This is a genomic window from Sulfuricurvum sp. RIFOXYD12_FULL_44_77, assembly GCF_001830725.1.
Classification (GTDB): Bacteria; Campylobacterota; Campylobacteria; order Campylobacterales; family Sulfurimonadaceae; genus Sulfuricurvum; species Sulfuricurvum kujiense_A.
Genome location: NZ_MIBU01000120.1, coordinates 7,495 through 19,893 on the forward strand (window position 1 = coordinate 7,495; position 12,399 = coordinate 19,893).

Sequence of the window (12,399 nt, forward strand, 5' to 3'; positions counted from 1 at the left end):
CGAGTTTGGTGATGATGATCCCATCCACCCCTACCATCTCGTTAAACGCTTTGGCTTGGGCAATCGCCGAAGAGCCCTGTGTTCCGTCGAGGATGAGGATTTTACGATGCGGTGCTCCGGTATGGGCTTTGTCGCAGATACGGACTATTTTTTTCAACTCATTGCCGAGATTGGTTTGGGTGTGGAGGCGTCCTGCTGTGTCGATGATCACCTGCTCGAAACCGCGTGCTTTCGCCGATTCGATCGTATCGTAGGCTACGGCGCTGGGATCATGCCCTTGGCGGGAGGAGACGATAGGGATTTCGAGTTTATCCGCCCAGCGGGTGAGTTGTTCGATGGCGGCGGCACGGAAGGTATCGCCCGCACCGAGAATAACTCGCTCACCGTTGTTCAGATGGTGTTGCGCCAGTTTGGCAATGGTGGTTGTTTTTCCTGCACCGTTAACGCCGATGATGAGAGTCACCGTCGGTTTATTAGGATTGTCGGGGAGAGTATTTTGGGCAAAACTCAGCGTTGCTAGAAGTTTGGAACGGAGTTGCTCGCGGGTAATATCGTTTTGATACAGTTCTCTGAGAATGATTTCGACAAGATCGTATTCGACATCGGCTTCGAGGAGGATATTTTCGAGTTCATCTTTACTAATTGTTGCTTTTTTCTCAGGAATAATCGCACTGATTGCTTCAACGGTTTTTTGAAGCCCTTTTTTTATAAATGAAAACATAATTTATTTCCCTAATGCCAGAGCAATATCACGATCGAGAATCTCTTCTTGAGTCGCTCCGGCGTAGTGAGTGACGTATTCTCCGTTATGATAAAGGACCATGAGAGGAATCGGGAATTGTTGTCCTACTCCGATAGTTGAAGCGATGGCGCGAGCGAGATTTTGATTGTCGGCCTTATTCGCGATAAGGTAATCTCCCCCTTTGAACTTTTCACGAAAAGCTTCGAGTTCGGCGTTACTTTTATCCTCTTCGATAGTGATCCCCATAATGATGAGATCCTCTCCATATTTTTTCTGTAAATTACCAAGGTGCTTCACTTCTGCTTGACACGGGGGACACCATGTGGCGAAGATATCAAAAAGGACAACTTTGTCATCACCGGCATCAAGGGTGAAGTTGGTTCCTTGCTTTTCAACACTGTAGCTTCTGCCTTGGGTATCCATAAGGGTAAAGCTAGCGGTTGAAACCATGGCTTCATTTTCGGATTCTTCGCTGCATCCTTGAAAAAGAAGGGTGAATGAGAGTAAAGGGATTAGGAGAGTTGAAAAACGCATACAAAACCTTTTTTTAGATAAAATAATGAAGATTATAACGAAGCAAAGGTAAAAAGTGTCCAAAAGTGATTTTCGAGCTCATTGCTTAAATCGGCTCAAGTCTCTCTCTCCTAGTACTAAAAAGGTTCGTGATGCAACCGTTAACAAGCAATTACAACAGGTTATAAAAGCTTTGGAAGGAAAACGGATATTGGTCTATTGGCCGATCGGTTTTGAAGCCGATATTCGCAAAACAATTCGATCGCTACGGCGGGATAAAAAGGTATTTTTGCCGTTTATGGATGGCGTCAGTTTCAAAATGGTACCATTTAGGCACCCGTTGGAATGTAAAGCTTTTGGGATTTATGAGCCGCGGAATTCGTATAGAAAATATAATTTAATAGATGTAGCTATTGTCCCTGTAGTAGGGGTGGACGGGTCACTGCGCCGAGTAGGTTTCGGTAAAGGGATGTATGATCGATTTTTTCCGACCCTGAAAACGAAACCATTTACGATTTTTATTCAATCATGCGCGTGTCAAACGACGCAAAATGTATGTGATGATTACGACGTGCAAGGAGATCTGCTCATTACCCCATACGGGGCTCAGGGCATGAGGAAAACCAATGTTAAACGAACTACTCGTAGGGGGCGCAGTTGCCCTCATCAGCGGGTTAGTCGGATTTTTAATTTCAAAAAAGATTACCGCCTCACATTTTGATCTCTATTTAGAACAGGCGAAAGCGAAATCCAAAGCGATTGAAAATGAAGCACACCTGATTTTAGAGCGTGCTTCACTACGATCGCGTGAGATCGAAAAAGAGGCTCAAAAACGGTACGACGAGACGTCTGAGCAAGTCAAAAAAGATTTCTCTTTGCGTGAAGAGAAAATGGAACGTGCTGAACGTGAGTTTGAAGTTCTTCGACATAGTGAAGAAGAGAAGATTGCACACGAGCGAAATACAATTGAAAACAGACGGCTTAATTTAGAACGTAATGAGCGTGCTTTAGAGAAATTAAAAGAAGACTACCGCCAAAAAAGTGAACAGTTAAAGGTGATTGTAGAGCAGCGTTCCGGCTTATCGGTGAACGAAGCGAAAATGATTTTATTAGACCAGATACGTGAGAATGAACGTCTGGATTTAGCGAGAGAACTACGCAAATTAGAAGAGCAATCCAAAGAGCTGCTTAAACGCAAGGCCAACTATATTTTGGCACAGGCAACCTCACGCTTTGCAGGAGAGTATGCGGCAGAGCGGCTCATCAGTGTTATACACCTCGATGATGATGAGCTAAAAGGGCGTATTATCGGTAAAGAGGGGCGTAATATCAAAACCCTCGAAATGGTCAGCGGGGTCGATATCATCATCGATGAGACGCCTAATGCGATCATTGTCAGCAGTTTTAATCTCTATCGCCGTGCAATTGCGACGAAAACGATAGAACTTTTGATCCAAGACGGCCGTATTCAGCCCGCACGTATCGAAGAGGTATACCAAAAAGTGTGCGATGAATTTGAAGAGGCGACGACACGTGAAGGGGAAGAGATCATTTTTGAGCTTGGACTTCAAGGTGTTCATCCTGAGCTGATGAAACTTATCGGAAGACTCAAATATCGCTCAAGCTATGGTCAAAATGCACTTGCTCATACGTTAGAGGTTGCTCATTTGGCAGGAATTATGGCCTCAGAGATGGGGGGAGATATCAAGCTTGCAAGACGGGCGGGGTTGCTTCATGATATCGGTAAAACGTTGACGCAAGATAACGGCGGTAACCATGTCGATATCGGTGCCGAGCTATGCCGACGCTACAGCGAAGATCCTGTGGTTATCAATGCTATTTATGCCCATCACGGTCACGAAGAGATCAAAAGTATCGAGTGTGCGGCGGTGTGTGCGGCCGATACCCTCTCTGCCGCCCGTCCGGGTGCGCGGCGGGAAGTATTGGAGAGCTTTTTACGCCGAGTAAGCGAAATCGAAGAGATCGCCACCCAAAAAGCGGGGGTTAAACAAGCTTACGCGATCAATGCGGGTCGTGAAGTGCGGGTCATCGTCAGTGCTCAAAGTGTCAATGATGATGAGACCGTATTGATCGCCCGAGAGATTGCCGATGAGATTTCTCAAAAAGTGCAGTTTCCAGGAGAGATCAAAGTGAATGTCATCCGAGAGAGCAGAGTTATCGAGTATGCACGTTAAAAGAACTAAGGGCTTCCCCCTTAGTCGCGTTCGATAGTTACGGCGATCATCCCTCGTAAATCTCCCATTTTATAGCCGGTCGCCCTGTCTTCAGGATACGTCGCTTTAATTACTTTTGCTAAATCCCCCTCGACATTTCCATGACATTTTAAACACGCTTCATTGTTTATCACAATCGGTTTATAAAACATGGCACTGTTCTCTGAAATAGTAACGACTTTATGAGAGGGGAGGGGCTGGCCATTTTTAACCAGTTTCTCCCATTCTTGTAGAAGAGTTGTCTCCTCCGCATTTGCTTTATTCACCGGATTGCGATAGTTGATACTGATCCGTTTGATGGATGTTTTTGACTCTTTGGCTACTTGTTCCGTCAGTGTTAGGGCATTTTGAGAACAAAAATGGAGTGCTCCCATAACACCGGCGGTTTGCATTTGATTTTTTAATTCACCGCCGAGTTTTTGGAGCAATGCACTTGAAATTTGATTCCCTTTTAGGGCTATTTGCTCTTGCGATGAGGGTGATGCGATCAAAAGTGTGGAAGCTAGAGTGAGAGGAATGACGAAAAAAGGTCTCATTACTATATCCTTATATTATGATTTTAATAATTTTATCGGATATATTGTATCTCTTAACTAATACGTTTAACTTAAGTGCTCTTCTTCAGAATCATCATACGGATCGAGGTGGATAAGGGCGTATACATTGTTTTCGGGGAAAAGATTTTTCAGACCCAACTCGATTCGATCTCCGACCATATGGGCATCATACAAAGAGGTGCTGATACTAAAAACGATATGTACACTCAGGTAGATATCACTTCCCGAGCGGCGGGTACGTAAATCATGGTAGCTGTTGATATCGAGTTGAGAGTTCAAAAGCTTTGTAATCTTGGCAACGCTATCAGAATCGAGCGCGGCATCAAGAAGCATTAGAATCCCCTCTTTTATAAGAGGAAATGCGGAATAGATCATATAGATACTGATTCCGATCCCGAGTAACGGATCGATAAACGTGTATTCGGTAAAAGAGATAAATACGAGCGAGATTAAAACGGCACCATTACTGAGTAAATCGGTTTTATAATGGAGAGCATCGGCTGCAATTACCATGTTTCCTGTTTTGTTTGCAACATGATTGAGAAAGAAAACCAGCCCAGCCGTGATAACGAGGGATGCCACCATCACCCCGACCGAGAGATCTAAATGCTCTATGACACTCCCCTGAACCATTTTTGAGATGGCGGTGTAGAGGATAAAGAGTGCCGAAAGACTGATAATAGTCCCTTCGATAACAGCGGCGAGAGGCTCAAGTTTTCGGCGGCCGAAGTTAAAATTCTCATCCGGTTCTTTGTCGGAATTGTGCAGGGCAAAATAGTTAAAGAGCGATACGACCATATCAAGGAGTGAATCGATAGCAGAGGCTAAAACAGCAACAGAACCGCTGATAATGCCGACAGTAAGTTTAAACGTCACCAACAAAAAGGCGACAATAGTGGAAATAAGGGTGGCTTTTTTTTCTATTCGCATGGGGGTATTTTAGCCAAAAACGGATAAAATTTCAGGACAAATGTGAGGAGTCACGATGGATTTAAATACGGTTCGGCAAGAGCGCTCAAAATGGATGACATGGAAAAATATCGCTCCGCTGCGTGAAGCGCTACAACAGCTTCCAACAATTGAATCTGCTGTCGAACTCGGCAATACTGTAAAAGTAACGACCAAAGAGACGGTAAATATCGCAGAACTTGAACGTGTTGCCCGCCTTATGATGCCATGGCGAAAAGGGCCGTTTGATCTGTTCGGTCTTTTTATCGATACCGAATGGCGTTCAGACCTCAAATACAACTTCCTCCGTCCCCATTTTAACCTGAGTGGTAAAAAAGTGGCCGACATCGGGTGTAACAACGGCTATTATATGTTCCGTTTTCTCGAAGATGCACCCGCCAAAGTGGTCGGATTTGACCCCTCAGCCCTCTTTCAATCGCAGTTTGATCTTATCAACCATTTTGTCAAAAGTGATATCGTCTATGAACTCCTCGGAGTGGAGCATCTGCCCTATTATGAAGAAAAATTTGATGTCATTTTCTGTCTGGGTGTCCTCTATCACCGAAGTGATCCGATTGCGATGCTCAAAGCTCTTGCTCAAGGTTTAGCAGAGGGGGGAGAGATTTATCTCGATACCTTTATCATTGACGGTGAGGAACCTGTTGCTCTTTGTCCGAGCGGAAGCTACTCCAAAATCACCAACGTCTATTTTGTTCCGACCCTTAAAGCTCTTGAAAACTGGTGTATCCGTGCCGGATTTACCTCCGTTGAAGTGTTGGGGACGGTACTCACGACATCGGATGAACAGCGTAAAACCGATTGGATTGAATCGCAAAGCCTTGAAGATTTTCTCGATCCTGCCGATAGTAGTAAAACAATAGAGGGCTACCCTGCACCCAAGCGGGGATACATACGGATTAAAAGAGGGTAATTTTGGCTAAAGAGCAAGCGACAGATATTATGAATGAGATGATTCAAGTAGCGATCAGTCCGCAAACGGCACTGAATACGCATGAGAGAATCAATACCGTTTACAGCGGAGAGATTATTAAGTTGGAAAGCGGGTACGCAAAAGTAGTCTTGGATACGACAGAAGTTATGCGTGCCGATGACGTGGGGCTGGTACATGGCGGATTTATTTTCAGTGCAGCCGATTTTGCCGCTATGGTCGCCGTCAATGAGCCCAATGTCGTCTTAGCCTCATGTAACTGCCTTTTTTTAGCGCCTGTGAGAGTCGGAGACAGTGTTACGTTTGAAGCGACCGAACATCAAAAAGAGGGTCGAAAGCGTAACGTCACGGTTCGCGGCTTCGTTCATGAGATTAAAGTGTTTGAAGGGGAGTTCAAAACGGTCGTTACGGAGCGCCATGTCCTTCGTCTAGACCTTTTGAAAAATATCGAGCCTTAAATCGAGCGAATCCAGTACGCGACATGCTGCTGTTCCGCATAGACACTCGTCGCTTCCCCATGTCCTGGGTAAAGCGTTTTATCCCCCCTCATCTTTGAAAACTTCTTCAAGCTCTCTTTCATAGCACTTGGATCGGAATAGGGGAAATCAACCCGCCCGATTGAGTTTTTGAATAAAAAATCTCCGCTAAATATTACATCACCGATCTCGATCATGGAACATCCGGGGCAATGGCCGGGAAAATGGTGGAATTTCACTTCGATACCGCTGATGTCGAATGTTTGGTCACCGTCTACTTCAATATCGGGAGTTGACGGAGGAAGTCCCGGCATCCATGTGCTGTTTTGTAGCAACATTACATCCCCTTTGGGGGTGTAGAGGGGGATATTCAGCTTGTTTTGGAGTTCACTGTTACTCCAGACATGGTCAAAATGACCGTGGGTGTTGAGGATCGCTACGGGATTTTTGACATTAGAGACTACCCATTCCGTTGCCCCCATCCCCGGATCGATGATAATCTCTTTTCCGTCAATTTTAACAATATAGCAGTTGGTTTGATAGTCGCCCATAGGACGTTTGAGGATTTCCATAGTAGGCTCTTTTTTAGTCATATTTTAGCATAAATCGGGCACTCTGTCTCTCGTTAACTCATTCCGAAAGAGACACTCTCGAGTTCTACCGGTGTATTGTTCTCTAAATCATAAATCCCTTCGAAAGAGTGAGGGAATTGTCCGTTGAATTCGCCGATTTTAGCCCCCTCTGAAGTAGTTTCGGCATAGTAGAAGTTTTTCCCCTCTATGTTAAGTCTGGCACTTAGAAAGGGGAGGTCGTCGGTATCATTTAGGTGGACAATGACAAAAACATGATGAGGTACATAGACAAAGCGATACTCATACCCTTTTTCGTTCAGTAATGAGGCAAAGAGGTTGGATTTGTCATCACAATCACCCCAGTTACTCTCTACCACTTTTTTGGCATTACGGCTGGTATAGTCAGTTTTATAAGGGATATGGGTGACATAGTCAAACATTTTTTGAACTTCACATCCTTGATCGCTATTGCACTCTTTAGTCAGTTTATCGGCGAGGGTGGAGAGTTCCCCTTTTTCGGCAAGATTGGTTTTGATCACCATCCCCTCTAGTTCAATGACGCCGCGATCAAACAGACTCACCATTTGGGGAGAGTTTTTAGGGATATAGGGGCGCAAATCGCGTGTTTCGATCCATGTCATTTTCATCCCAATGTACGTAAAAGCACCTACTGTAGCACTTACCATCACAAGACTCGTAAAACTTGCGTTTATTTTTTGGATAGGGCGTTCATGGTGCTGCGCTGCTGATTTGAGGATTTCGCGGTAAACCAGTGCTGCTATGAGGAGGATGAGGGCGATTTTTATCCACAGGTCCATAACGCCTCTTTCTGTGCACGTTTCATCCGTTTGATCGCGAGTTCCCGTTTGAGTGCAGTGCTTTTATCGGTGCACGTTTCGCTATACATCAGTATCACAGGGCGGCGGGAACGGGTGTATTTAGCTCCCTTTTCCGACGTGTTGTGCTCATTCAGCCGTTTTTCTATATCGACGGCAATCCCCGTATAGTAGGTATCGTCACTGCATTTGAGGATATAGAGGGTGTAGGCTTTTTCGGATGATTTCATAATTGAGAGTATACGATATAATGGCTTTTATGGAACTCTATAGCACGTTAGAAACCCTTTTAACCACCTCTACGCCGAGTGAGAAGATAGCTCTGTTTCGAGAGTTTTACGATGCCTATTGTCGCGGCGATATTACACGCGATAGCGCAACTAAGCCTATCGTTTTTACCCACCCCTCGTATCGCGAACATTGTACGATCATCGATCCCAAAGAGGTTCCCAGACGGACTAAACTCAATACTTCACAAGGACAAGTTCTCCTTCTCCATGCGATTGCCCATATCGAGTACAGCGCGATCGATTTGGCTCTCGATGCGGTGTATCGCTTTCGTAATTGCGGTGAAAAATTTGAGATGGATTGGCTTGTTGTGGCGGACGATGAGGTGCGCCATTTTGAGATGATTGAATCATTACTCAAAGAACTGGGAGGTTATTACGGCGAGTATCCGGTGCATGATGCCTTGTTTGAAGCATCCATGCGTACCTTGGATTTATATGAGCGGATGGCGGTAGTGCCACGTTATCTTGAAGCCAACGGTTTGGATGCTACTCCCCTTATTTTACGTAAATTACAGCCTCATGCGTCTGATCCGATGATACAAAAAATTATCGCGGCGTTGCATGTGATTTTAGACGAAGAGATCGATCATGTCCGTAAAGGGGACGTATGGTTTGAATATGCTTGTGAACGTGTGGGTAAAAGTACTTCCAGCTATTTTGAGATCATCGAAAAACATTATCCTAAGAGCTTTCCGCGTAAAATTAATATCAACTGTGTCGCGAGAGCAAAGGCGGGATTTGATAAGGACGAATTGGCACGTATTTCGTTAACCGAATGTTGACTTCTTTGATAAAATAATTAGTTATAATACAAATAGTTAATACAAAAATAAGGTTAATACGTGGGTAAATACGAGCTGATCAGCCGGTATTTGAGTAAATTTCTGAGTCAGGAAGTCCGTAAAACAGGTTTGCACAAAGTGGTTGTGGGTCTTAGCGGAGGGATTGATTCGGCGGTCGTGGCAGTGTTAGCACATCGTGCGTTCGGTGATGATCTCCTTTGTATCAAAATGCCCTCACACTATTCATCCCAAAACTCACTCGATGATGCGGAAGAACTATGCAACGTATTTGGACTTCGATCCGAAACACACAGTATCGAACCGATGCTTCGTGCGTATGAATCCACCGATATGTCACCGCTGCGGATCGGCAACCTCTCTGCTCGGTTACGAATGGTAACATTATTTGATATTTCTGCACGCGAAGGGGCTTTGGTGTTGGGTACCAGCAACAAGAGTGAACTGATGCTCGGATACGGAACAGTGTATGGAGATTTGGCGAGTGCTCTGAATCCGATCGGCGATCTGTATAAAACAGAAGTGTTCGAGTTGGCTCGCTATTTAGGGGTTTCTGAGGCGATTATCGACAAACCTCCCTCAGCTGATTTGTGGGCAGGGCAGAGTGATGAAGCGGAGATCGGCTATCCCTACAGCGATCTTGATCGTGTCTTAAAACGGTATGTGGAAGAGCGCCATACCTCTGAAGAGATGATAGCGGATGGCGAAAACCCTGAATTAGTCGGTATGATAGTAAAAAGAATTTATCAGAATCAATTCAAACGGCGTATGCCTGTTATCGCAAAATTGACGTCACGAACGCTCAACCATGATTTTAATTATCCTAGAGATATCACCCTATAAAAAAGGAAGAGAATATGAGTATCCCATTTTACCGTGTCGAAGTCGGCGGAGATGAACGTGAGAAGATTGACGAGGTGTTCGACGGGGAAGCCCCGAATATTGTCGAAGATTTAGAAGCGGCATTTGAATCGTATGTCGGAGCAACGTACGCTTTGGCTACCTCACACGGTACTGCGGCTCTGCATTTGGCGATGTTGGCGATTGATCTCAAGCGGGGTGATAAAGTACTTTGTTCTATCAATGCCTACCCTTCCGTTCCAGAAGTTGTTCGCCATTTCGATGCCGAGCCGATTTTTATCGATATTAATCCCGATACCTTTACGATCGATTTGGATAAACTCGAAGCTTACTTGGCTGAAAACAAATCCAAAAAACTCAAAGCGGTAATTGTCTCTCATATCGCGGGACAAAGTGTCGAGTTGGATCGGTTGTATGCGATGGCAAAACAATACGATGTTAAAATTGTTGAAGATGCTTCGGATGCTTTGGGTGCAACCTATAAAGGGCAAAAAATCGGCTCTACCGGTGCCGATATCACCTGTTTTGATTTCAGCCCCCATTTACGTCGCAACGTTTGTAACGGCGGGATGATGGTGTGTGATGATGAAGATATTATGGAGCGTGCGCGCTCACTCCGCAATCACGCGATGGTGATCGAGGATGAGGGGCTAGGCTATATCTATGATGTCGTCGATATCGGGAGTCAATATATGATGAGTCCGCTTGATGCGGCTACCATATTGATTCAGCTTGAGAAACAAGATGAGAATATCGAGCGACAACGTGTCATTGCTGAAATTTTTAATGAGCGTTTGGCAGATGCTCCTCACATTAGACTTCCGATTGCGAATGACGAACATCCCTATTCGTTGTATATCATCAAGGTAGACAAAAACCGTGACTCTTTTGCACGTGAGCTCTCAGCTCGTGGGATCGAGTGCGGTTTGCACTACATACCGCTCCATTTGCTCAGTTATTATAAATCAAAGTACTCATTGCGTGTTAATGATTTTCCGATAGCGCTTCGCAACTATCAGCAGGTACTCTCGATCCCGAATTACGCGGCTCTTAGCGATGATCAGGTTGAAGAGATCTGTGACGCAATTTTGGATGTAGCTTCTACACGCGTTTGAAACGTTTTTTAGTTCTATGGGGTGAACGGTATCTGTATCACCCTTCGTTGATCCAAAGAATCCTCTCTCTTTTCCTTTTGCCTCTAAGCTGGATTTATTGTATCGGTGCGTATCTGCGCTATCGTCGAAGCGTTCCAAAATCGTTAGGGATACCGATCGTCAGTATCGGTAATCTTACCGTCGGCGGGAGCGGAAAAACACCCGTTGTGATTGAACTGGCAAGGCATTTTGATAAACCTGCTATTGTGTTGCGGGGATATGGACGGCAAAGCAGCGGAATGGTTGTCGTCAAAGATAAATCGACGATATTGTGCGACGTGATTCGAAGCGGCGATGAAGCGATGCTCTATGCAGAGACTCTTCCCAGTGCTACGGTGATTGTCAGTGAGATCAGAGAGCGGGGGATTGCAGAGGCAAAAGCCATGGGGTGTGAAGTGGTATTGCTTGATGACGGGTATGGGAAACACTCTATTAAGAAGCTTGATCTTGTAATCGCAGTTCCTACGCCAAACCCTTTTTGCCTACCCTCCGGAGCGTATCGAGAACGTTTATGGAAGGGGAAAGACGCGATCATATTGATGGAGAGAGTAGCTTTCCAACGCTCCGTCAGTATAAAAAAACCAACCGAAAAAATGGTGTTGGTAACGGCGATTGCACGCCCTGAGAGACTTGATCCCTATTTACCTGAGGTAGCAGAGAAAATTTATTTTGAAGATCACCACTTCTTTACCCAAGGGGAACTTGAAATGATTTTTGAGCGTACCGGAGCGACTAGCCTATTGGTAACTTCAAAAGACTTGGTTAAAATGTCGTCATTTAAACTCCCCCTGTCCGTTTTGGAACTCTCCATAACGTTGGATGAGACGTTAATAACTACTGTGAAGGATTATGTAAATGCAGCGAAAAATTGATACCGTCAAAACCCTAATGGACGCGATGCCGTTCATCAAAGAGTTTCGTGATGAGATCGTTGTCATTAAATACGGCGGATCAGCGCAAACCTCTGATGAACTCAAAGCTAAATTTGCTCAGGACATCGTATTACTTCACCTCGTCGGGGTGAAAGTGGTGATCGTACACGGCGGCGGAAGCCGTATTTCTCAGCTTCTGAGCGATTTGAAAATCCCGACCGAGTTTATCGACGGTGAGCGGGTCAGCACCCCTGAAGTGATGCGGATTGTCGAGATGGTACTCAGCGGCGAGATCAACAAAGAGATCACCTCACTCCTCAACTCCTACGGTGCCAAAGCGATAGGAATTAGCGGCAAAGATGCCCATTTCTTGCGTGCCAAGCCCAAAGACGAAGCAAAATTCGGTCTTACGGGTCGGGTTGAGAGTGTCAACGGTTCGGTCATCCATAATCTTTTGCAAGAGGGTTTTATCCCTGTCATCGCCCCTATCGGGTGTGATCCTATCGTCGGTCATCCGGGGTACAACATTAACGCCGACCTTGCCGCATCGGCTATCGCGGCGGCTATCGGCGCGTGCAAAGTGATCTTTATGACC

Annotated in this window: 16 protein-coding genes; 9 read left to right on the forward strand and 7 right to left on the reverse strand. The window is 45.3% G+C overall.

The window, feature by feature from the left end; translation table 11 throughout:
• Positions 1-721: signaling recognition particle receptor family protein (locus A2517_RS05075; protein ID WP_294894776.1), on the reverse strand; the 721-nt coding region annotated here is incomplete at its 3' end.
• 3 nt (positions 722-724) lie between these two features.
• Positions 725-1,276 (reverse strand): TlpA disulfide reductase family protein, encoded by a 552-nt coding sequence (locus A2517_RS05080; protein ID WP_294894777.1) that lies wholly within the window; start codon positions 1,274-1,276, stop codon positions 725-727.
• A gap of 55 nt (positions 1,277-1,331) precedes the next feature.
• Here A2517_RS05080 and A2517_RS05085 point away from each other — a divergent pair, with 55 nt between their 5' ends.
• Both A2517_RS05085 and rny read left to right on the forward strand, forming a co-directional pair.
• A complete protein-coding gene (locus A2517_RS05085; protein WP_294894779.1) occupies positions 1,332-1,976 on the forward strand; it encodes a 5-formyltetrahydrofolate cyclo-ligase in 645 nt (214 codons plus the stop codon).
• Complete coding sequence (gene rny / locus A2517_RS05090; protein WP_294894781.1) at positions 1,882-3,450, forward strand: ribonuclease Y; 1,569 nt, start codon at positions 1,882-1,884, stop codon at positions 3,448-3,450. Before A2517_RS05085 ends, rny begins: the two co-directional genes overlap by 95 nt.
• Before the next feature lie 20 nt (positions 3,451-3,470).
• On the opposite strand, the gene A2517_RS05095 is transcribed toward rny, so the two are convergent.
• Together A2517_RS05095 and A2517_RS05100 are read right to left on the reverse strand one after the other, a co-directional pair.
• Positions 3,471-4,025: a DUF3365 domain-containing protein gene (locus tag A2517_RS05095; RefSeq protein WP_294894783.1), complete on the reverse strand. Its 555-nt coding sequence runs from the start codon at positions 4,023-4,025 to the stop codon at positions 3,471-3,473.
• 66 nt (positions 4,026-4,091) lie between these two features.
• A complete protein-coding gene (locus A2517_RS05100) occupies positions 4,092-4,976 on the reverse strand; it encodes a cation diffusion facilitator family transporter (RefSeq protein ID WP_294894785.1) in 885 nt (294 codons plus the stop codon).
• Positions 4,977-5,031: 55 nt separating this feature from the next.
• On the opposite strand from A2517_RS05100, the gene cmoB reads away from it, so the two are divergent.
• Together cmoB and A2517_RS05110 are read left to right on the forward strand one after the other, a co-directional pair.
• The gene (cmoB, locus tag A2517_RS05105) at positions 5,032-5,925 is read left to right on the forward strand and encodes a tRNA 5-methoxyuridine(34)/uridine 5-oxyacetic acid(34) synthase CmoB (RefSeq protein ID WP_294894787.1); all 894 of its coding nucleotides are present in this window, start codon (positions 5,032-5,034) and stop codon (positions 5,923-5,925) included.
• A gap of 2 nt (positions 5,926-5,927) precedes the next feature.
• On the forward strand, positions 5,928-6,401 hold the full coding sequence (locus tag A2517_RS05110; protein WP_294894789.1) for a PaaI family thioesterase: 474 nt from the start codon (positions 5,928-5,930) through the stop codon (positions 6,399-6,401).
• Here the strand turns inward: A2517_RS05110 and A2517_RS05115 are convergent.
• The 3 genes from A2517_RS05115 to A2517_RS05125 are packed head-to-tail and all read right to left on the reverse strand — an operon-like array spanning position 6,398 to position 8,057.
• Positions 6,398-6,991: an MBL fold metallo-hydrolase gene (locus A2517_RS05115; RefSeq protein WP_294894806.1), complete on the reverse strand. Its 594-nt coding sequence runs from the start codon at positions 6,989-6,991 to the stop codon at positions 6,398-6,400. The genes A2517_RS05110 and A2517_RS05115 overlap by 4 nt on opposite strands.
• A 53-nt stretch (positions 6,992-7,044) precedes the next feature.
• Positions 7,045-7,809 carry a transglutaminase domain-containing protein gene (locus A2517_RS05120; protein WP_294894791.1) on the reverse strand — a complete coding sequence of 255 codons (765 nt, stop codon included), beginning with the start codon at positions 7,807-7,809 and terminating at the stop codon, positions 7,045-7,047.
• On the reverse strand, positions 7,794-8,057 hold the full coding sequence (locus A2517_RS05125) for a GIY-YIG nuclease family protein (RefSeq protein ID WP_294894793.1): 264 nt from the start codon (positions 8,055-8,057) through the stop codon (positions 7,794-7,796). The genes A2517_RS05120 and A2517_RS05125 overlap by 16 nt, the downstream gene beginning before the upstream one ends.
• A 29-nt stretch (positions 8,058-8,086) precedes the next feature.
• Between A2517_RS05125 and A2517_RS05130 the strand changes: the two genes are divergently transcribed.
• The 5 genes from A2517_RS05130 to argB all read left to right on the forward strand — a co-directional run.
• Positions 8,087-8,899, forward strand: coding sequence for a ferritin-like domain-containing protein (locus tag A2517_RS05130; RefSeq protein ID WP_294894795.1), 813 nt, complete (start codon positions 8,087-8,089; stop codon positions 8,897-8,899).
• Positions 8,900-8,959: 60 nt separating this feature from the next.
• Positions 8,960-9,760: an NAD+ synthase gene (locus tag A2517_RS05135; protein WP_294894798.1), complete on the forward strand. Its 801-nt coding sequence runs from the start codon at positions 8,960-8,962 to the stop codon at positions 9,758-9,760.
• A 14-nt stretch (positions 9,761-9,774) separates the two neighbouring features.
• Positions 9,775-10,893, forward strand: a complete 1,119-nt coding sequence (locus A2517_RS05140; RefSeq protein WP_294894800.1) for a DegT/DnrJ/EryC1/StrS aminotransferase family protein — start codon at positions 9,775-9,777, stop codon at positions 10,891-10,893.
• Positions 10,890-11,804 (forward strand): tetraacyldisaccharide 4'-kinase, encoded by a 915-nt coding sequence (locus A2517_RS05145; protein ID WP_294894802.1) that lies wholly within the window; start codon positions 10,890-10,892, stop codon positions 11,802-11,804. The genes A2517_RS05140 and A2517_RS05145 overlap by 4 nt, the downstream gene beginning before the upstream one ends.
• Positions 11,788-12,399: acetylglutamate kinase (argB, locus tag A2517_RS05150; RefSeq protein WP_294894804.1), on the forward strand; the 612-nt coding region annotated here is incomplete at its 3' end. The genes A2517_RS05145 and argB, both read left to right, overlap by 17 nt.

Coding starts and splice junctions, on each gene's coding strand:
- A2517_RS05080 (WP_294894777.1), bottom strand. CDS start 1,276: ATGCGTTTTTCAACTCTCCTAATCCCTTTACTCTCATTCACCCTTCTT.
- rny (WP_294894781.1), top strand. CDS start 1,882: ATGTTAAACGAACTACTCGTAGGGGGCGCAGTTGCCCTCATCAGCGGG.
- A2517_RS05095 (WP_294894783.1), bottom strand. CDS start 4,025: ATGAGACCTTTTTTCGTCATTCCTCTCACTCTAGCTTCCACACTTTTG.
- A2517_RS05100 (WP_294894785.1), bottom strand. CDS start 4,976: ATGCGAATAGAAAAAAAAGCCACCCTTATTTCCACTATTGTCGCCTTT.
- cmoB (WP_294894787.1), top strand. CDS start 5,032: ATGGATTTAAATACGGTTCGGCAAGAGCGCTCAAAATGGATGACATGG.
- A2517_RS05115 (WP_294894806.1), bottom strand. CDS start 6,991: ATGGAAATCCTCAAACGTCCTATGGGCGACTATCAAACCAACTGCTAT.
- A2517_RS05120 (WP_294894791.1), bottom strand. CDS start 7,809: ATGGACCTGTGGATAAAAATCGCCCTCATCCTCCTCATAGCAGCACTG.
- A2517_RS05125 (WP_294894793.1), bottom strand. CDS start 8,057: ATGAAATCATCCGAAAAAGCCTACACCCTCTATATCCTCAAATGCAGT.
- A2517_RS05130 (WP_294894795.1), top strand. CDS start 8,087: ATGGAACTCTATAGCACGTTAGAAACCCTTTTAACCACCTCTACGCCG.
- A2517_RS05140 (WP_294894800.1), top strand. CDS start 9,775: ATGAGTATCCCATTTTACCGTGTCGAAGTCGGCGGAGATGAACGTGAG.